Annotated in this window: 25 protein-coding genes and 2 pseudogenes; all 27 read left to right on the plus strand. The window is 47.7% G+C overall.

The window, feature by feature from the left end:
* Nucleotides 1-20: 20 nt before the first annotated feature.
* The 27 genes and pseudogenes from OEV79_01515 to OEV79_01645 all read left to right on the plus strand — a co-directional run bounded on the left by OEV79_01515 (nucleotide 21) and on the right by OEV79_01645 (nucleotide 18990).
* Nucleotides 21-449, plus strand: a pseudogene (locus OEV79_01515) (flavin reductase family protein).
* 108 nt (nucleotides 450-557) lie between these two features.
* Entirely contained in the window at nucleotides 558-719 is a 162-nt protein-coding gene (locus OEV79_01520) for a rubredoxin (GenBank protein MDH4210112.1), read from the plus strand.
* The gene (locus OEV79_01525; protein ID MDH4210113.1) at nucleotides 719-1903 is read left to right on the plus strand and encodes an FprA family A-type flavoprotein; all 1185 of its coding nucleotides are present in this window, start codon (nucleotides 719-721) and stop codon (nucleotides 1901-1903) included. The genes OEV79_01520 and OEV79_01525 overlap by 1 nt, the downstream gene beginning before the upstream one ends.
* Entirely contained in the window at nucleotides 1903-2142 is a 240-nt protein-coding gene (locus OEV79_01530; GenBank protein ID MDH4210114.1) for a ferredoxin family protein, read from the plus strand. Before OEV79_01525 ends, OEV79_01530 begins: the two co-directional genes overlap by 1 nt.
* Entirely contained in the window at nucleotides 2135-3253 is a 1119-nt protein-coding gene (locus OEV79_01535) for a 2-oxoacid:acceptor oxidoreductase subunit alpha (GenBank protein MDH4210115.1), read from the plus strand. The genes OEV79_01530 and OEV79_01535 overlap by 8 nt, the downstream gene beginning before the upstream one ends.
* Nucleotides 3250-4053, plus strand: coding sequence for a thiamine pyrophosphate-dependent enzyme (locus OEV79_01540; GenBank protein ID MDH4210116.1), 804 nt, complete (start codon nucleotides 3250-3252; stop codon nucleotides 4051-4053). Before OEV79_01535 ends, OEV79_01540 begins: the two co-directional genes overlap by 4 nt.
* Nucleotides 4050-4622: a 2-oxoacid:acceptor oxidoreductase family protein gene (locus tag OEV79_01545; protein ID MDH4210117.1), complete on the plus strand. Its 573-nt coding sequence runs from the start codon at nucleotides 4050-4052 to the stop codon at nucleotides 4620-4622. The genes OEV79_01540 and OEV79_01545 overlap by 4 nt, the downstream gene beginning before the upstream one ends.
* 103 nt (nucleotides 4623-4725) lie before the next feature.
* Nucleotides 4726-5220: a ferritin family protein gene (locus tag OEV79_01550; GenBank protein ID MDH4210118.1), complete on the plus strand. Its 495-nt coding sequence runs from the start codon at nucleotides 4726-4728 to the stop codon at nucleotides 5218-5220.
* An 85-nt stretch (nucleotides 5221-5305) separates the two neighbouring features.
* Entirely contained in the window at nucleotides 5306-5725 is a 420-nt protein-coding gene (locus tag OEV79_01555) for a ferritin-like domain-containing protein (protein ID MDH4210119.1), read from the plus strand.
* A gap of 178 nt (nucleotides 5726-5903) precedes the next feature.
* On the plus strand, nucleotides 5904-6431 hold the full coding sequence (locus tag OEV79_01560) for a ferritin family protein (protein ID MDH4210120.1): 528 nt from the start codon (nucleotides 5904-5906) through the stop codon (nucleotides 6429-6431).
* 55 nt (nucleotides 6432-6486) lie between these two features.
* Nucleotides 6487-7419 (plus strand): AEC family transporter, encoded by a 933-nt coding sequence (locus tag OEV79_01565; protein MDH4210121.1) that lies wholly within the window; start codon nucleotides 6487-6489, stop codon nucleotides 7417-7419.
* 158 nt (nucleotides 7420-7577) lie between these two features.
* Nucleotides 7578-8084: a ferritin family protein gene (locus tag OEV79_01570; protein MDH4210122.1), complete on the plus strand. Its 507-nt coding sequence runs from the start codon at nucleotides 7578-7580 to the stop codon at nucleotides 8082-8084.
* A 27-nt stretch (nucleotides 8085-8111) separates the two neighbouring features.
* Complete coding sequence (locus OEV79_01575) at nucleotides 8112-8354, plus strand: sulfurtransferase TusA family protein (GenBank protein MDH4210123.1); 243 nt, start codon at nucleotides 8112-8114, stop codon at nucleotides 8352-8354.
* Between the two features lie 8 nt (nucleotides 8355-8362).
* Nucleotides 8363-8725: a DsrE family protein gene (locus tag OEV79_01580; GenBank protein MDH4210124.1), complete on the plus strand. Its 363-nt coding sequence runs from the start codon at nucleotides 8363-8365 to the stop codon at nucleotides 8723-8725.
* 16 nt (nucleotides 8726-8741) lie between these two features.
* Nucleotides 8742-9905 carry a cysteine desulfurase gene (locus tag OEV79_01585; GenBank protein ID MDH4210125.1) on the plus strand — a complete coding sequence of 388 codons (1164 nt, stop codon included), beginning with the start codon at nucleotides 8742-8744 and terminating at the stop codon, nucleotides 9903-9905.
* A gap of 1 nt (nucleotide 9906) precedes the next feature.
* A pseudogene (locus OEV79_01590) lies at nucleotides 9907-10284 on the plus strand (iron-sulfur cluster assembly scaffold protein).
* Between the two features lie 433 nt (nucleotides 10285-10717).
* Complete coding sequence (locus OEV79_01595) at nucleotides 10718-13165, plus strand: heavy metal translocating P-type ATPase (GenBank protein ID MDH4210126.1); 2448 nt, start codon at nucleotides 10718-10720, stop codon at nucleotides 13163-13165.
* Nucleotides 13166-13248: 83 nt separating this feature from the next.
* Nucleotides 13249-13407, plus strand: a complete 159-nt coding sequence (locus OEV79_01600; protein MDH4210127.1) for a YHS domain-containing protein — start codon at nucleotides 13249-13251, stop codon at nucleotides 13405-13407.
* A gap of 21 nt (nucleotides 13408-13428) precedes the next feature.
* On the plus strand, nucleotides 13429-13716 hold the full coding sequence (locus tag OEV79_01605) for a glutaredoxin family protein (GenBank protein MDH4210128.1): 288 nt from the start codon (nucleotides 13429-13431) through the stop codon (nucleotides 13714-13716).
* The gene (locus OEV79_01610) at nucleotides 13706-14224 is read left to right on the plus strand and encodes a ferredoxin:glutaredoxin reductase (protein ID MDH4210129.1); all 519 of its coding nucleotides are present in this window, start codon (nucleotides 13706-13708) and stop codon (nucleotides 14222-14224) included. Before OEV79_01605 ends, OEV79_01610 begins: the two co-directional genes overlap by 11 nt.
* Nucleotides 14225-14284: 60 nt before the next feature.
* On the plus strand, nucleotides 14285-14407 hold the full coding sequence (locus OEV79_01615) for a desulfoferrodoxin FeS4 iron-binding domain-containing protein (GenBank protein ID MDH4210130.1): 123 nt from the start codon (nucleotides 14285-14287) through the stop codon (nucleotides 14405-14407).
* 51 nt (nucleotides 14408-14458) lie between these two features.
* Nucleotides 14459-14854 (plus strand): class II SORL domain-containing protein, encoded by a 396-nt coding sequence (locus tag OEV79_01620; GenBank protein MDH4210131.1) that lies wholly within the window; start codon nucleotides 14459-14461, stop codon nucleotides 14852-14854.
* Between the two features lie 29 nt (nucleotides 14855-14883).
* Nucleotides 14884-15291, plus strand: a complete 408-nt coding sequence (locus OEV79_01625; protein MDH4210132.1) for a VOC family protein — start codon at nucleotides 14884-14886, stop codon at nucleotides 15289-15291.
* Between the two features lie 69 nt (nucleotides 15292-15360).
* Complete coding sequence (locus OEV79_01630) at nucleotides 15361-15813, plus strand: peroxiredoxin (GenBank protein MDH4210133.1); 453 nt, start codon at nucleotides 15361-15363, stop codon at nucleotides 15811-15813.
* Nucleotides 15814-15825: 12 nt separating this feature from the next.
* On the plus strand, nucleotides 15826-16311 hold the full coding sequence (locus tag OEV79_01635) for a ferritin family protein (GenBank protein MDH4210134.1): 486 nt from the start codon (nucleotides 15826-15828) through the stop codon (nucleotides 16309-16311).
* Nucleotides 16312-16322: 11 nt separating this feature from the next.
* Nucleotides 16323-16904: a nitroreductase family protein gene (locus OEV79_01640; GenBank protein MDH4210135.1), complete on the plus strand. Its 582-nt coding sequence runs from the start codon at nucleotides 16323-16325 to the stop codon at nucleotides 16902-16904.
* A complete protein-coding gene (locus OEV79_01645) occupies nucleotides 16882-18990 on the plus strand; it encodes a thioredoxin domain-containing protein (protein ID MDH4210136.1) in 2109 nt (702 codons plus the stop codon). Before OEV79_01640 ends, OEV79_01645 begins: the two co-directional genes overlap by 23 nt.
* Nucleotides 18991-19011: the final 21 nt, after the last annotated feature.

Genomic DNA, 19011 nt, shown 5'->3' on the forward strand with positions numbered 1-19011 from the left:
AGAAGGTGCATAGAATTTCAATGAACCTTGATACACTACATAGGTTGGGGTACGGGCTGTATGTGGTCAGCTCAGGTGTCGGTAACAAATTCAACGGGCAGATAGCAAATGCGGTATTCCAAACAACATCCGATCCCCCTACGATAGCTGTATGCATAAACAAAAAGAACCTCACTCACGAGTATATCGAGACCAGCAGACACTTTAGCGTGTCGATTCTTGAAAAAGATACACCCATGCAGTTCATCGGTCGGTTTGGATTCCGTTGCGGACGTGATTTCGATAAGTTCAAAGAGACCGCCCACATCACGAGCGAACGCGGAAATCCTATCGTTACTGAACACGCGACAGGCTATCTTGAATGTGAAGTGATCGATAACATGGATCTGGGAACCCATGTCCTTTTTGTTGGTAAGTTGATCGACGCGGAGAACCTGACCGACGGCGAAGGCCTGACCTATGATTACTATCACAATGTAAAAGGTGGCAAATCGCCGAAAACAGCACCGACCTATGTCGGCAGCAAGAGTGAAACTCACAAAGCGGAGGTAACAAGGATGGACAAATACAAATGCACGGTTTGCGGTTATATCTACGATCCGGAGAAAGGCGATCCCGATTCCGGAATAAAGCCAGGAACTAGATTTGAAGAGATCCCCGAGGACTGGGTATGTCCTGTCTGCGGGGTAGGAAAGGATCAGTTCGAAAGGATGAATTGATGGCGGCACGTGAGATTAAAAGTGGCATATTCTATGTCGGCTCGAATCATTGGGACCGCAGGCTATTCGACGAACTGATCCCTCTCCCCGATGGCACGACCTACAATTCATACGTGATCAAAGGCAGTGAAAAGAACGCGCTCATCGATTCTGTTGATCCTGAAAAACAAAACGAGCTCATCGCGAATTTGAAGGACCTCGGCGTCGGAAAACTCCACTACATAATAGCGAATCATGCCGAGCAGGACCACTCAGGCGGCATACCAGAAGTCATGGAAACATTTCCAGAAGCAAAGGTCATCACTAATCAGAAATGTAAAACAATGCTCATGGAGCTCCTCCTCCTCCCCGAAGAGAAATTCATCACGGTCAACGACAAAGACAAAATTTCACTCGGTGACAGAACCCTGGAATTCATCATCGCACCATGGGTGCACTGGCCCGAAACGATGCTGACTTACCTGCAAGAAGAGAAAATTCTGTTTCCGTGCGATCTCTTCGGAGCCCATCTTGCTTCCAGCGAACTCTATCCAACCGACCTTCCACGGGTATATGAATCCGCAAAGCGCTACTATGCCGAGATCATGATGCCGTTCAGAAATGTAATCCAGAAACACCTCAAGAAACTCGAAGAGTACTCAATAGAAATCATCGCTCCGAGCCACGGGCCAGTACATAAGGATACCGATTTAATAATCGACGCATACCGGGACTGGACATCGGATAAAGTAAAGAACGAAGTGATACTACCATACGTGTCAATGCACGGAAGTACGAAAAAAATGGTCGAGCATCTCATCGATGCTCTGATAAAGAAACGGATAACGGTTAAACCTTTCAATCTAACGAAGACTGACATCGGTGAACTGGCGGTCGCTCTCGTTGACGCAGCCACGATCGTCATTGCGACCCCAACCGTGCTGGCCGGTCCGCATCCTGCAGCCGCGTACGCAGCGTATCTGACAAATGCTCTGCGACCCAAGGCCAGATATGCATCGGTTATTGGATCATTTGGCTGGGGTGGTAAGATGCTGGAGCAGATAACCGGTATGCTCGGTAATCTCAAAGTGGAGTTGCTCGAACCTGTAATCGTCAAGGGCTACCCGACAACCAGTGATTTCGGCTCGTTAGACAAATTAGCAAGCGCAATCTTTGAGCGACACAAGAGTATTGGAATTACCTGATGCCAGTGCAGCCGAAGATCGATGAGAAATATTGCAAAGGATGCAATATCTGTATCGCAATATGCCCGGTGCGAGTCTATTCAGAAGGCGAAACGGCATCCTCACGCGGCTACATCGTTCCGCGTTTAGAGGATCCTGAAAAATGCGTAGATAGTGACCGTGGCCCGGCCGAGAAGAAGAAATGCGAGTTGTGTATCTATGTCTGTCCGGACCAAGCCATAACGTGGGGATATGATTAAATTAGAGCCCGGCACACACTTCATGCAAGGCGACGAAGCGAGCGTCGAGGGAGCGATCCACGCCGGATGTAAGTTCTTCGCCGGTTACCCCATTACGCCGGCAACGGAGATTGCCGAGCGCATGTCCAAACGCCTCAGGGAAGCAGGTGGCGTATTCCTGCAGTTGGAGGACGAAATTGCCGCCATCGCGGCGATAATCGGTGCTTCGTGGACTGGAACAAAAGTAATGACGGCAACAAGCGGCCCTGGGTTCTCCCTGATGCAAGAGAACCTGGGTTATGCCTGCATGACCGAGACACCGATCGTCATCATCGACGTCCAGAGGGGCGGGCCGAGCACAGGACAACCCACTCGCGCAGCGCAGGGTGATATCATGCAGGCGAGATGGGGTTCACACGGCGATTATGAAATAATCGCCCTTGCACCCAACTCTGTGCAGGAGATGTTCGACTTGACCATCGAGGCGTTCAACCTTTCAGAAAAGTACCGGGTGCCGGCGATCGTGCTATCGGACGCCGACATCGGTCACATGCGCGGTACCTTCGTCGTCCCAAAAAGTGTAAAGATAATCGAACGCAAATATCATACAAAACCGGTGAGCTACAACGCATTTGCGTATGACGAAAGCCTTGTCCCGAATTTCCCGAAATTCGGCCAGGGGCATAGAGTCCACATTACCGGCTTGACCCACGATATATCTGGCTATCCAAAGACAACTGACCCAAGAGTGCATGAAGCACTGGTAAAGCGGCTCGTGAACAAGATTAGATTGCATCGGGCTGATATCTGCAGGGCAGAGATCATCAATCCCCGGGCTGAAAAACTGGTCGTTGCATACGGTTCGCCCAGCAATTCAGTGTATGAGGTCATCGGTGAAAGACCGGACGTCGGCCTTTTCCGCCCGATAACGATCTGGCCATTTCCCGAGGAGAAACTGAAGGAAAGTGCCCGTTACGCGAAGCAGATATTGGTCTTGGAAATGAATATGGGACAACTGTATTGGGAGGTAGATAGGATTGCCCGGCAATCGGCGTGCGAAAGAGTGGATCTGTCCACCAAATTGGGCGGTGACGTTCATACACCTGAGGAAATACTGGAGCAGCTGGCATGAATTTCTTCGATTTCTATAGACAAGACCGCTGGCCGCACATGTTCTGTCCTGGGTGTGGTGTCGGGACGGTGATGAACGTCTTTTTCCATGCCTTTGACGAATCAGGGATCGATCAGAACAAAACCGTATTTGTCGCGGGGATTGGATGCTCGGGTCGGATCCCGGGATATATCAGGGCAGATTCCTTGCATACAACCCATGGCCGCCCGCTTGCCTTTGCCGGTGGCATAAAAGTCGCCAATCCCGAGTTGAAGGTGGTAGTCTTCACTGGCGACGGCGATCTCGGTGCGATCGGAGGGAACCACTTCATAAACGCCTGCCGCAGGAATATCGAATTGACCGTGATATGCATTAATAACTACATCTATGGAATGACCGGCGGACAGGCATCAACAACGACACCGCGCGACTTTGTCACTTCGACGACACCCTACGGCAACCGGGAATACCCGTTCGATCTCTCTGAGGTCGCGGTGGCGGCAGGAGCCAATTATGTAGCAAGGTGGACCACATTCAATGTGAAACAAATGACGAAATCAATAAAGAAGGCTCTTCTGAAGGACGGTCTGTCATTTGTTGAGATTGCATCACAATGTCCCACCCAGTTCGGGCGTCGTAACGAACTCAATAGTGCGCGTAAAGTATTCGACTGGCTCAAGAGCAATTCCGTACAGAGAACTAAAGCCAGTGCCCTGAGTGAAGACCATCTTGATCTCAATCTCATGGGCAAGATCACGATCGGTGAGTTCGTCGAGCGTAATCGCGAATCGTATATGAAAGCATTAGGAGTGGTAAAATGATTGTCAGCATACGAGTTGCTGGCTCTGGCGGTCAGGGTGCAGTGCTTTCCGGCATTATCCTGGCTAATGCCGCGGTGCTATATGAGGACAGACACGCGACTCAGAAGGACAGAAAATTCGCAATTCAGACGCAGTCCTATGGCCCCGAGGTACGCGGCACTGTCTCGAAGTCCGACGTCAGGATATCTGACAAGCAGATCACCTATCCGTATGTGAAAATTCCCGACTATTTCATCGTGCTCTCGGAACAGGCATTCCAACAACAATTGAACGACACCGGGCCAAAAACCATAGTAATACTCGACCGCGATCTCGTAAAGAGCCGGCCCAAGAGTGAATATTATGAAATACCAGCGCATTCGATTGCCCGGGAACTGGGCAAGCCGGTAGTGGCAAACATCATTATGCTTGGTGCGTGGTGCGGTCTGACCAAGATCATTTCGTGGGAAGCGCTGGAAAAAGCAATAATTGAAGCAGTGCCAAAAGGCAGCGAAGCGCTCAATATGGATGCAATGCAGAGGGGTTATGCGCTGGGGATTGAAATGACCAGGAAGAAAGGGCAAGGATGAATCGCGGCGCATCACTGATTTTGCAGACCAGGTGTCAGTTGACAAACAGCCCATTTTGGATGATAATAGCAACGGCAGAAGGAGATAATAAAGGAGGTATTTGATGAGTGTATTTGAACCAAGTGAAGTATTTCAATTCGCAATAAGAATCGAAGAAGGCGGAGAGAAATTCTACCGCGAGATGGCAAGCAGAATAGAAAATACAGAGATAAGATCATTATTTTCCGCGCTCGCAGACGATGAAGTTAAACACAAGAAAACATATCAAGGTATGGTCTCAAAGATCGAAGAATACGAACCTTTTGAGAGTTACCCCGGCGAATATTTTTCATACCTGAGGGCCTACGCAGATAATATAATATTCACACCCCAACGCATGGAAGAAGAGATGAAAAAGATCAATGATGCTCCTTCAGCCCTGAAATTCGCTATCGACCGCGAGCTCGACTCAATACTCTACTATCAGGAAGTAAAGAACCTGGTGCCGAAGAACAGGCGAAGTGAAATCGACAAGATTATTGAAGAAGAGAGAAAACATTTCATGAAGCTGACTAAATGCAGCGACGATATCGCGGCTTCGTGCGTCAGCAAGGAGTGAGGGTGAAAGTAAATACCCTCAGGAGCACAAGGTTATCAAGCTATCAGTGTCAATATAAGCAAAATAACAATAATAGGAGGTAGACATGGCTTCGAAAGAAATGCTTGATATGTTGAACAAAGCAATTGCACGAGAACTTCAGGTCACGATACAATACATGTGGCAGCATGTCATGTGGAAGGGTCTAAAGGGCTTTGCCGTAAAGGATGAATTGAAAAGTATCGGTATCACCGAAATGAAACACGCCGAGGAAATAGCAGAACGTCTGACCTACCTCGGTGGTACCCCAACTACTCAACCCGAACCCATCTTTGTCGGAGGAAGTCTGAAAGAGATGATCGAGCACGACAAGAAAGACGAAGAAGGTGCAATAAAGATGTACAAGGACTTAATAAAGATGGCCAAGGACGAAGGTGATGATGTGACCAAGAGGATGTTCGAAAAGATACTTGCAGACGAGGAAGAGCATCACGATACATTCTCTGGTTTGCTCGAAGAAATATAGAAACTACCCACGATGTCGGTCAAGTGGATGCTGTCTGGAAGAACAAAATCAGTATTTCGCAGACACTACAGGAGGACCGGCATAGATCTTCAGGTGTAGTCACGAGGGGGAGGTTCGGCCTTCCCTCTCGTGTGCGGCTGATGGTATGCAATCATAGAAAGCTGAAAAGAGGTTTTAAATGACAGAAATAACCGGTGAAATAATTGAAGTAATAAAAGAGTCCATAAAATTGGAATTGAACGGCCAGAGTTTCTTTGAACAAGTAGCGGATAAGACACACAATGAACTCGGTAAGAAAATGTTCCTGAAACTCGCGAGTGATGAAGCTCAGCACCTCAAAGTGTTCAGTGATATATTCACAAAGATGGTCGGCGAAGACTGGAAGAAACATCTCGGTGATTTGAAATCCAAGAAGGATGCACCGATGATCGACGCACTGGCGAAGAAGGTTGAGAGCACAGGCAAAGAGAGTCGTGCAAGTGAACTCGAAGCGATCAGCATCGCCATGGACCTTGAAAGAAACGCCATCGATTTCTTCTGTCACGCCGCGCAGAAGACGACAGACGAAAAGGCCCGTGAAATATTCAATAAGATAGCTGACGAAGAGAGACTCCATTATGATCTGCTGCAAGCCCAGTATGATTACCTCTCGAATTCTGGTTACTGGTTCGACGTAGCGGAATTCCGAATGGACTCGAAATACTGATACTCCACACCACGCTCAAATGCAGGTGTTCCCCGTAGACATCAGGTGATTGGAAATGTTGAGCACAGCCCTCCGGACCATGGTCCCGATCCTGATGCTCATAGGAGTCGGTGCCGCCTCGCGCAAGATCGGGATCCTCAAGGCCGGTGACACCCGTGTACTGAGTGCGTACGTTTACTACTTCGCTCTTCCTGCACTACTACTCGTCAATATCGCCGAAACACAGTTCGATGCAAAGACTCTGAGATTCATGGCGGCCGGCGTCACTCCGGTGCTGATCGTATTCGTCTTCTACTTCATCATATCAAGGGTATTTTCGTTCTCAAGAAATACTACTTATGTGCTAACGCTAAGCACGATATTCGGAAGCTGGGGATTCTTCGGCATACCTTTCGTGATGTTTGCCTTTCCAACCCGGGAAGCCGAGAAACTGGCAACACTCTCTCTTGTGTCGATCGCGATAGTCAGCGTTACAATCTCGATCACTCTGCTGGAATACTACCGACTGGAGAGAACAACTATATGGCAAGGGTTTCTCACGGTGACGAAGAAACTATCGAAGAATCCGCTCATAATTGCGATCGTCCTCGGCCTCGCAATGGCTTTACTTCGTATCAAGATACCATCTCTTGTCCTTACTCCCCTGCACATGCTCGGCAGCACGACAGCAACTATTGCCATATTCCTGCTCGGAGCGTTTTTATATGGAAGAAAATACGCGAACCTGGCGCAAGCGCTCAAGCTCAGTTTACTTAAGGTTATTTTCCTGCCGGCCATAGCATTCCTCACCGTTGGCTTCTTCGATCTCTCAGAACCGCACCGATCAGTGATCGTGCTGATGCATGCGATGCCTCTTGCACTCTCAATGATAGTCTTAAGCGAGCGCTATGATTTCAATAAGGAAACATTCGCTTCCCTGATCCTCATTACATCGATAGCAGCAGGAATCTACCTGAATCTCTGGCTACTCGTTCTAGGCCATCCATGATGGCTGAGGCCAATACGTTTAATAAGATACGAAAATCGCCTCTGGTGGTGATGGTCACACGATATGCATCCACGAGACTGCTCGGGGGATGTTTCGCAAAGTAAATCTTCATTTATCTGGGTTGTCTAATATGTAGATGAAGAAGAAAGGAGTAGCATATGGAACAATCCAAAGCGATCCAAGGGCTGTTGACTGCCCTTCAAACAGAATTGAATGGCATTGAGTTCTATAAAATGGCCGCGGAGAAGACTGAGGACGAAAAAGGTAAGAAGGCATTTCAAATGCTTGCAGATGACGAACTGAAACACTTCAACGCGATCCAGCAGCAATATAAATCACTGGTCGATGAGAGTAAGTGGACGAGCGTAGATCTCGGCAATATCTCTATTTTTGAAGGAGAAAGTCCGATATTCACGGATGACCTGAAGGACAGGGTTCAGGGAAAGCATTTTGAAGTAACTGCATTGAGTATCGGTGCCCAGCTTGAAGCAAACTCCATTGATTTCTACCGGAAGATGAAAGAACAGAGTAATGACCCCACCGCAAAAGAAATGTACGACCAGCTCCAGAAATGGGAAGAGGTACACCTCAATGCAATAACCAGACAGCTTGACCTTATAAAGGAAGATTACTGGAGCGAGCAGCGCTTCTCGCCTCTGTATTGACGTAGGAACATATACCGGATGTGAAAAATGAACACCGAGATCGACACAGCAAAAACTCTTGATTGCATTGGATTGTATTGCCCGCAACCGTTGCTCCAAACGCGTGAAGGGATCGATGCGATAAAAGTAGGTGAAGTGCTTGAGGTCCTGGCAGATGACCCTGCAGCCGAAGAAGACATAAAGAGATTTGCCAAACGCACCGGTCATGAGATAGTGCTCTTCGAAAAGAAAAGCGACTCGCTTCGTTTTCTGATCAGAAAGACCAAGTAGGAGGTAGAATGAACAAGAATAATTCCATTTTGTATGTCCAAACAAGCGATGATCCAGAAAGGCAATATTCTCCACTGATCCTGGCACAGACAGCAAAAGCGATGGATATTGAAGCCAAAGTTTACTACTTAGGACAGGCGTTAAGAGTACTGAAACCTGAAAGTGCATCGGCCATCAAGATCGGTAAATTCCCCAGTCTGCTGGAAATGATCGAAAAAACCATGAGTATGGGGATCGAGATCTATGTTTGTGAGGCATCAAGACAGATGCTCGGCTGGGAAAAAATTGGATTGATCAAAGGAGTCAAAATAGTTGGTGCTGGAACCCTGAATGACCTTGCGCTCGATGCCTCAGCAACAATGTGGTTTTAGAAGGAGCACAGCAGAAATGGATGTCTATCTTGATTACCAATCAGCGAAACCGGTTGACCGACGCGTCATCGACGCCATGCTTCCTTATTTATATTATAAATTCGGAAATCCCTCTTCCCTACACCAGGTGGGTGATGTCGCCACTGAAATACTCGAATCATCACGTGAAACGATAAGCGCTTTTGTCGGCGCACAGAAAGATGAAATAATCTTCACGTCTGGAGCGACAGAATCCAACAATCTCGCAATTATCGGCTACGCTTTAAGGAATAAGAACAAAGGCAACCATATAGTGATCGCGGAGATCGAACACATATCAATACATAACATTGCCAAGTACCTTGAGAAAAATGGTTTCGTGATTTCGAAAATTCCGGTGGATCAATTCGGTATAGTAAAGATTGATAAACTCGCCGAACGTATTACCGACAAAACGATCCTCATATCGGTCGGGTATGCCAACAATGAGATCGGCACCGTACAGGACATTGCAACGATTGGCACGTTCTGCCGTGAAAAAAAGATTGCCCTCCATACCGACGCGGTCGCTGCCGAAGGATTGATACCTATAGACGTAGCAAGGGACAAAATAGATCTCATGACGCTATCGTCAAATGATGTTTACGGTCCGAGGGGTCTGGGCGTGATGTACTTGCGGAACGGCATACGCATCAATCCGCTTACTATTGGAGGCGGGCAAGAACGGGGTCTGCGCTCAGGCACCGAGAATATACCCGCGATTGCCGGAATGAAGAGAGCTGTCGAAATAATCCAGAAGGAGATGCCGGAAGAAACCGAACGCTTCCAGCGATTTCGGGATAGAATGATCAAAGAAGTGCTTACATCAATACCGAGATGCTACCTGAACGGCCATCCAATCAACAGACTGCCGAACAATGCGCATTTCAGGTTCGATGGTATCGAAGGTGAATCACTACTTCTTTCTTTCAAGGATAAGAACATCGCGGTATCCACCGGTTCTGCCTGTAGTTCAAAGACGCTCGAGCCATCACATACTCTGATCGCCCTCGGATTACTGCATGAAGAGGCACATGGGTCTCTGGAAATTACTTTCGGCAGATTCAACGAGGAGAGCGATGTTGACACGGTGTTGGATGTTCTCCCAGAAATCGTAAAGCGTCTTCGAAAATTGTCACCGCTTTATAAAGAGGAGGTATAGATTGAAATCCACGCAATACAGCGACAAGGTACTCGAACATTTCAAGAATCCCCGTAATGTGGGCACGCTTGAGGGGGATGATGTCACCGTCGGACGGGTCGGAAATCCAGTGTGCGGGGATTTGATGGAATTTTACGTCAAGGTAAAAGACGACCGGATCGAAGACATTAAATTCAAAACATTTGGCTGCGGCTCAGCCATCGCTACAGCAAGCATGATAACTGAACTGGCCAAGGGTAAGACGATCGACGAGGCGACCAGGATAACCAGACAGGATGTCGCCAATGAGCTCGACGGCCTTCCACCCATCAAAATGCATTGTTCCAATCTCGCCGCAGATGCGCTGAAGGACGCCCTCACGAAATATCAGAAGAAACAAGAACAGCCAATTGCAGAACATCGTGCTGATTCTACGAGGTCAAAAGAAATAACCGGGCTGAAGCATTTCATCGACAAAGGAGTTTTTACCGAAGTTGCCAATTATTCAGATTTCGCCAACAAACGAACCATGGTCCTGGACAAAGGGGAGCGCTCGATGGAAATCGCTCTCGAACTGACCAACCAAACACCGCGCGTCATCTTCGTAACGAAAAGCAAGCAGCTTTCAACCGGTGGAGCTGCAGATAGATTGAAGGCATCGCCGGTCAGAATTCTGTACGAATCCGAAATATTGGAGATAAGCGGTCTGAACACGGTCGAAAAAGTCATCATCCATGATCTTAACGAAGATGAGGAATATGAGCTATTCGTCGACAGCGTCATTACTCTCGATTGAAATGCGAAGGGCCGCTTCTATGCAGTGAGCGAAAAAGATGAGGAAATCGACCCGCTTTAAGATATCAGGAATGACCTGCGCAACCTGCGCCGAGACGATTAAGACCGCTCTCCTAAAACGGACTGGCGTCGAAAACGTGCAAGTGAACCTCCTTACGGAGACTGCGCTTGTCGATTATGATGATAAAAAGGTCACAGCCCCTGAGCTCGAACGAGCAATAACTGAAGCCGGCTATGGTATCCAAACCGAGAATGCGGTCCTGAAGATCGGTGGCATGACATGCGCAACCTGCGTAGCCACAATCGAAAATGCACTCAGAAAAACGAATGGAACCGCAAGTGTCAACGTGAATCTGGGTGCGGAGAAAGCATACGTTTCGTTCAATCCAACCATGACCAGCATCCCGGATTTGAGAAAGGCGATCGAAGACGCCGGATATCAATACCTGGGACTGGAGGGTGAAGACACTGCTGAGCTGGAGCAGATGGCCCGGAAAAAGGATCTAAGAGGAAAACGCAACAGGTTCATCATCGGTTTTGCCGTAAGCATACCGCTGATGATCATCATGTATCTACACATAAGGACCCCCTTCCCCATGGCGTATTTGATGCTCGTAGTATCAACACCACCATTCATCTATGTCAGCCTACCCATCTTCAAAGCGGCATACCGCGCTTTGCGTAATCGCAATCTGAATATGGATGTTATGTACTCTATGGGGATAGGAGTGGCATACATTTCGAGCCTGCTCGGCACATTCGAATTGATTCTATCGAGGGACTTCCTGTTCTACGAGACGGCTCTGATGCTCTCTTCTTTTTTGACCTTTGGCAGATATCTTGAAGCGCGTGCCAAAGGCAAGACTTCTGAAGCGATCAAGAAATTGGTTGGATTGCAGCCAAAGAAAGCAACTGTCATCAAAATGGGTATAGAAACAACAATACCGATCGAGGATGTGGTAATCGACAACGAAGTCATCGTGAAACCCGGTGAACGAATCCCGGTCGACGGCATTGTCACGCAAGGATCCAGCTATGTTGACGAATCCATGATAACTGGTGAGCCTATACCAGCATTGAAGAAAGAGCACTCCAATGTCGTCGGGGGTACGATAAACAAGAATGGCGTTCTCAGGATAAAAGCAACTCGCGTCGGCAAGGACACGGTTCTTGCCCAAATAATAAACCTGGTCGAGACTGCACAGGGTGCGAAACCGCCGGTCCAGAGAATCGCCGATCGAGTGGTGAGCTATTTCATACCCTCTGTATTGGCGATCGCCTTGCTTTCTTTCATAGTGTGGTATTTCTTTGCTGGATATACGCTGCTTTTCGCACTGACCAGATTGATATCGGTACTGGTGATCGCCTGTCCATGCGCGTTGGGCCTGGCTACACCAACTGCCGTAACCGTTGGCATAGGCCGCGGTGCAGAACTGGGTATTTTGATAAGAAATGGAGAGGCACTGGAGTTATCAGAAAAGATCACCACAATGATCTTTGACAAAACGGGAACTTTGACCAAAGGTCGGCCAGAAGTCACCGACCTGATCGCCCTGGAAACTACAGAGGAAAGACTTCTGGGCATTACGGCGAGTCTTGAGAAGAATTCGGGGCATCCACTTGCAGAAGCAGTTGTTAGATACGCGACCAGCAAAAACACCCAGATAGAAAGTGTCAAAGACTTTGACACGATCGAAGGCAAGGGGGTCAAAGGAATCCTCGATGGCAAGGTAACACTCGCCGGAAATCGGGTCTTCATGGATGAAAATGGGGTAAGATACGACAACAAGATCGATGACACGATAACTTCGCTTGAAGAAAATGGCAAGAGCCTCATTTATGTCGCCCAGGATTCATTTTTATTGGGCCTTGTGGGAGTTGCTGACACGATCAAGGAAGAAACATCTGCCGCAATTGACCAACTGCGCAAACTGGGTCTTGAGTTAATAATGGTCACCGGAGATAACGAACGGGCTGCCAATGCGATAGCACACAAAATAGGCATCGATAGAGTACTGGCGGGAGTACTACCTGCAGAAAAAGCGGCTGAGGTTAAGCGCATACAGACAGAAGGCAAACTGGTCTCCTTTGTAGGCGATGGCATAAACGACGCCCCGGCATTGGCCCAAGCCGATGTAGGTATTGCAATCGGCACTGGAACCGATATCGCCATAGAAAGCGGCGACATAATTCTTATGCAGGGAGAGATCATAGACGCTGCAGCGGCAATACAACTTGGCAGAAAAGTTATGTCTCGCATAAAACAGAATCTTTTCTGGGCATTTGCGTACAATACCGCCCTAATTCCAGTCGCTGCCGGGGTGCTCTACCCTTTGTTCAAAATAGCCTTCAGACCGGAGCTCGCCGGATTCGCGATGGCCATGAGCTCGGTAACGGTTGTCACCCTTTCACTGCTGTTGAAAAGATATTTACCCACGGCAAAGAGAGTGAAGATGAAAGGCTCCAGCAATGCTGCTGCAAAATGAAAAGAATTCCATGTGTAAATGTCTTAAGATTCTATGTGCAAGATAATACCAATCAGCCCTTGGCTGATAAAAGGAGGTAAAAAATGGCGATTGATCCAATATGCAAGATGAATGTCAACGAAGATACCGCACAATATAAGAGTGAATACAAAGGCAAGACCTATTACTTCTGTGCACCAGGATGCAAGAAGAAGTTCGACGAAAATCCAGCGCAATATGCCGAAGACGAATGCACAAATTAGCCACATCTTCAAGGAACGTTAATGGACATTAAGCATATCGAAGGCAGAAAGAAAGGTAAGATTATTCTCTATGCGCTGAGTACCTGCGTATGGTGCAAAAAGACAAAACGACTGCTCAACGAACTTGGTATTGATTATCATTTCGTTGATGTCGACCTAGCCAGTGCAGAAGACAAGGGCGAGATCAACAGCGTGGTTCTCAGGTGGAACCCAAGCGGTTCATATCCGACGATCGTAATTGATGATAAGCAGAGCATCATTGGTTATGATCCAGAAAAAATAAAAGAGGTGCTCGGTAATGGGGAATAATCGAAAGCCTGATCAGGACAAGATCGATAGGCTGTATAAAAAATTGTACGACGAGGCTGAACAAGGCGGATACCATCTCAACCCAGACACTGAATTCACGAAAGATCTCGTAGAAGGACTCCTCATCAATGAAGAAAGATACGGCTATCCTTCATGTCCCTGCCGGCTGGCTTCAGGTATAAAACAGGAAGACATCGACATCATCTGCCCGTGCGACTACAGAGATCCGGATGTCGTAGAATATGACGCATGCTACTGCGGATTGTATGTCTCAGAATCGATCGTGGACGGGGAAAAACAGTTGACCAAGATACCGGAACGTCGGCCGCCCGTGGATCAACGTCAGAAACCAGCCTCGGTTGGGTCGACATCCGTGTCGAAACTTCCTCTCCCCGTCTGGCGCTGCCGGGTCTGCGGTTACCTGTGCGCCCGAGACAATCCTCCTGAAGTCTGTCCCATATGCAAAGCGAAGAAAGACCGGTTTGAGAAATTCATAGAGAACGCTTAACAGGATAAGACGTTTTGAACCGTAAATACCATGATGCGTAGAAAATAAAAGGAGAGAACAATGTCTAATGTGCAGAAAATCGGCGAGGTTTACAAATGCGAGATCTGCGGTAACGTCGTCGAGGTAAAAGAAGCTGGTGGCGGCGAGCTGGTCTGCTGCGGCGAACCAATGAGGTTGATGTAAAAGTTGATGGCTATTGAATAATCCATATAATATCAAAGAAAGGGGTATACAATGAACGATATTTCTAACATATTCCAGTCTGCAGACTGGAAGAAAGAAAAACATGTTCCCGTTATTGAGGTGCCTGAAAAGGCGAGTAAGGGAAAGGATGTGGTAGTGAAAGTAACCGTTGGAAAGGAAATTGCGCATCCCAATACAACCGAACATCACATTGCCTGGATCGACGTTTACTTCCATCCAGAAGGAAGTAAGTTCCCGTATAATCTTGGGCGTTTCGAGTTCGGCGCGCACGGTGCGTCGACTGAAGGACCCAATACCAGCACGGTCTACACCCACCCTGCGGCTATCGTCACCTTCAAGACCGATAAATCAGGCAGTATTTTCGCCATCTCTAACTGCAATATCCACGGACTCTGGACAGATTCGCGCGAATTGAAGGTTGATTAGACCGAAACAATGCATCTGCTACAAGGAACGTGAAGCCAATCTGCGACCATATCGGATTATTCACTGCTAATGCCCAGAAGATGCAGGAGTTCTACATCCAGGCACTTGGTTTCGAACTCGGCAGTGAAACTATTCTCTCTGAATCGATTGTTGCCGATATCTTTGGGATCGCAGCGGATTGCCGGTTCGTTAAACTGCACAAAGATGGCTTCATGATAGAGATTTTTGAACCTCTATCACTCCGGTTGCAGGAACAGATGGCACATCGGGTCGGCATCAACCATTGGGGATACTGCGTGACTGAGCGAGATATCCTGCTCGAGACGCTGCGAAAAGGGAATGTTCCCATAATTGAAATAAAAAGAAACGGACGCATTGTCTATTTCCTGGCTGACCCTGATGGTAATAGAATCGAACTCCGGGAATGTCGTGAATAAGACCGAGTCGGAAGACTCACCAGAATCGGCTATTGTTTGCCACTGTCATCACAGGAAAGGAGGATACTAATGGTTAAGGTCGGCGAAGCAGCACCTGATTTTGTTTTGAAGGATCACAATAAGAATGAGGTAAAACTATCATCATTGAAGGGCAAGAAGGTACTTCTCTCATTTCATCCGCTTGCCTGGACAAAAATATGCGCCGAGCAGATGAAATCGCTGGAAGCGAACTTCCATACGTTTGAAAAACTCGGCACGATTGCACTTGGCCTCAGCGTTGACACGGTCCCATCGAAGCACGCCTGGACAAGAAAACTGGGCATTGAAAAAACCCGGCTTTTGTCAGACTTCTGGCCCCATGGTGCCGTGGCAAAGACCTACGGCATCTTTCGTGAAAAAGAAGGATTTTCTGAGCGGGCAAACATCATCATTGACGAGGACCAGAATGTCGTTTTTGTTAAGGTCTACGAGATATCCCAGCTGCCCGATATCGAAGAGATAAATAGTTTCCTGAGCAAATAGAAAGGAGAAAATATGAGTAACGAAACAAAAGCAAAGCTAGACAGTCTTTTAACCGATGCAATGAATGCAGAAGCAGAAGCAAAGAAATTCTACATGGATGCGGCCGAGAAAGCGCAGAGCAATGCAGGTAAGAATCTCTTCAAGGAACTGGCTGAATTCGAGCAAGGTCATTATGATCGCATAAAGAAAATAATCGAATCCCGCAATACCGGTGTGACACTCACGGAAATCGTTCCATCCAAAGATATTTCCGTGAAGTCCGAAGTCGAAGGCCAGTTCGAGCCGAACAAAGACGAAGTAATCAAGGTATTGACCATTGGTATCGAAGCCGAGAAGAAAGCTCAAGCAAAATACCTCGAGATAGCCAAGATCTCCGAAGACAACGAATCAAAAAGCATTTTCACTAATATGGCTGAGGAGGAACGAAAACATCAGTTGATACTCGAAGACCAGTTCTATAGCATGTCCAATAAAGGAAAAATAATCTGGGGTGACTGAACGGTGTTAATGTGAATGTCAAAGACGCAATAAAAGAAAGAAGGGCTTACCGCTCGCTGGAGCATACCGAAATAACCAGTCAGTTGATTGAGGATTTAGCCCAGAGCGCGCGGCTTTTCTGCTCATGCTTCAATAATCAACCCTGGCGGTATGTATTTGTTTACGACAGGACGGTACTTAAACAAGTACACGAGGCACTCTCAAGCGGTAATGAATGGGCACGGGCGGCTTCAATGATCATTGCGGTCTTCAGTAAACCAGAACTCGATTGTGTGATCAGGGACCGGAAGTACTACCTCTTCGATACGGGAATGGCTACAGCTGCTATAATACTGCGCGCGACCGAATTAGGACTCGTTGCCCATCCGATTGCCGGGTTCAGCCCAAAGAAAACAAGGGAAATACTCAACATCCCGGAAAGCATGGAAGTAATCACGCTCGTTATCGTCGGCAAGCACTCTAAATCGATCAGTCCTTTGCTTTCTGATAAACAAATAACTGCCGAAAGAGAGCGACCCGAAAGAATGCCTGTGGAAAAATTCATCCATCTGAATCGCTACAAGGAACAGAGTGCGCAAGAAAATATCACGTAGCCGCCTGCTCAGCGAAAAAAGTCCGTACCTTCAACAACATGCCAACAACCCCGTGGATTGGTACCCCTGGGGTAAAGAAGCCTTCGACAAAGCGCGTGCAGAAAACAAACCCGTTTTTCTATCCATCGGTTATTCAACATGTCATTGGTGTCATGTCATGGAGCGAGAGTCGTTCGAAGATGATGACGTCGCACGTTTGATGAACGAGACTTTCGTCTCTATAAAAGTGGATCGTGAAGAAAGACCCGATATCGATGACTACTACATGACGGTCTGTCAAGTCATGACCGGCACCGGTGGCTGGCCGTTAACAGTAATCATGACCCCGGAAAGAAAACCCTTTTTTGCCACTACATACATACCAAAGGAGAGCAAGTACGGCCGTACAGGATTAATGCAACTCATACCAGGGATCGGTACAGCATGGCGAAATCAACGGAGCGATATTGTCAAATCGACCGAGGTAATATCCGAGCACTTAAGACAGTTGACGGTGAATAGTACCGGCAGGGAAATGAATCCTGGAATAATCAAGGAGACATACCATAAACTTCGCAGCACATACGACCCATCGGCGGGTGGGTTTGGAAATGCACCGAAATTCCCCACACCGCAAAATGTGTTGTTCCTGCTGCGCTACTTCATAGAAACTGCCGATGCCGAATCCCTCAAGATGGTTGAGCACACACTCAAATCAATGAGAATGGGAGGCATCTACGACCAGATCGGATTCGGTTTTCACCGTTATTCGACAGATTCGCACTGGCGCTTGCCTCATTTCGAGAAGATGCTTTATGACCAGGCGCTTCTGATCATTGTCTACAATGAGGCTTTCCAGATCACAAGAAATGTTTTATATCGCGATACCGTTCATGAAATTATTACGTATGTACTGCGCGACATGCAATCCCAGGAAGGCGTGTTCTACAGCGCTGAAGATGCAGATAGCGAAGGTCAGGAAGGAAAATACTACATATGGACCGAACCCGAGATCCGTAAGATTCTTGATCCCCCAGAGTATGATCTCATCGTAAGAACATTCAACATAGAAAATGACGGCAACTACGAAGATGAGGTATCACGCGCCCGTAACGGGCATAATCTGCTTTACAGGAGTCACACCGATGAAACCCTGGCCAGGGAATTCGGTATCTCGATCAAGGCATTCAATGAGCGCTTGCATGCTGCACGCGAAAAGATGTTCGCCTACAGAACAGAAAGAATACGCCCTCAGATGGATACAAAAGTACTGTGTGATTGGAACGGTCTTATGATCGCAGCCCTCTCAAAAGCGGCACGCCTCTTTGGTGATGCGAAATTCAAGCACGCGGCAATGAGGGCAGCCGATTTCATTCTCGCCAACATGCGCTCATCTGATGGTCACTTGTTTCACCGGTACATCGATGGAGAAGTTGCCGTCACGGGGTTCCTCGATGACTACGCCTTCTTGATCTGGGGACTGACCGAATTATACCAGTCAACATTTGAACCGCGCTATCTGAAAACAGCCCTGGAACTCAGCGAAAAGTCCTGCGCAATATTTGGGGATGAGGAACATGGCGCATTCTTCTCAACGCCTGCGGATAACGAACTTCCTGTCCGTAGTAAGAAAGCCTACGATGGTGCGATCCCTTCCGGTAATTCTATCATGGCATTCAATCTAATACGACTGGGCAGAATCACCGGGCAACATGACTTGGAGGATAAAGCATCAACGATATTCGATTCTTTCGGAAACCAGATCCAGAATCAGCCACTAAGCCACATATACATGCTGGCTGCTTTCAAACAGCTGCTCTCCCCCGCACCGAACATAGTGATCTACGGCGACAAAGAAAGCGATGCTACAATGGAGATGCTTCGCGTCATTCATAATTCAAGGAGGGTCGATTCCACTACCCTGATGCTACCTGCCGGCGAGGAAGCCGAAACGTCATATATGAAGGGGTTTACAAAGGGGTTGAGACCGGTGGATGGCAGAACAACTGCCTATGTATGCCAGGGCTACAAATGTGATAAACCCGCGACCGACATAAAGGAATTAGCGCGGATCATTGAACCTCGTACCGAAGATGCCAGCGGATAAACCATATACTATGCGAGCTGT

Source organism: candidate division WOR-3 bacterium, assembly GCA_029858255.1.
Classification (GTDB): domain Bacteria; phylum Hydrothermota; class Tepidihabitantia; order SM23-42; family SM23-42; genus SM23-42.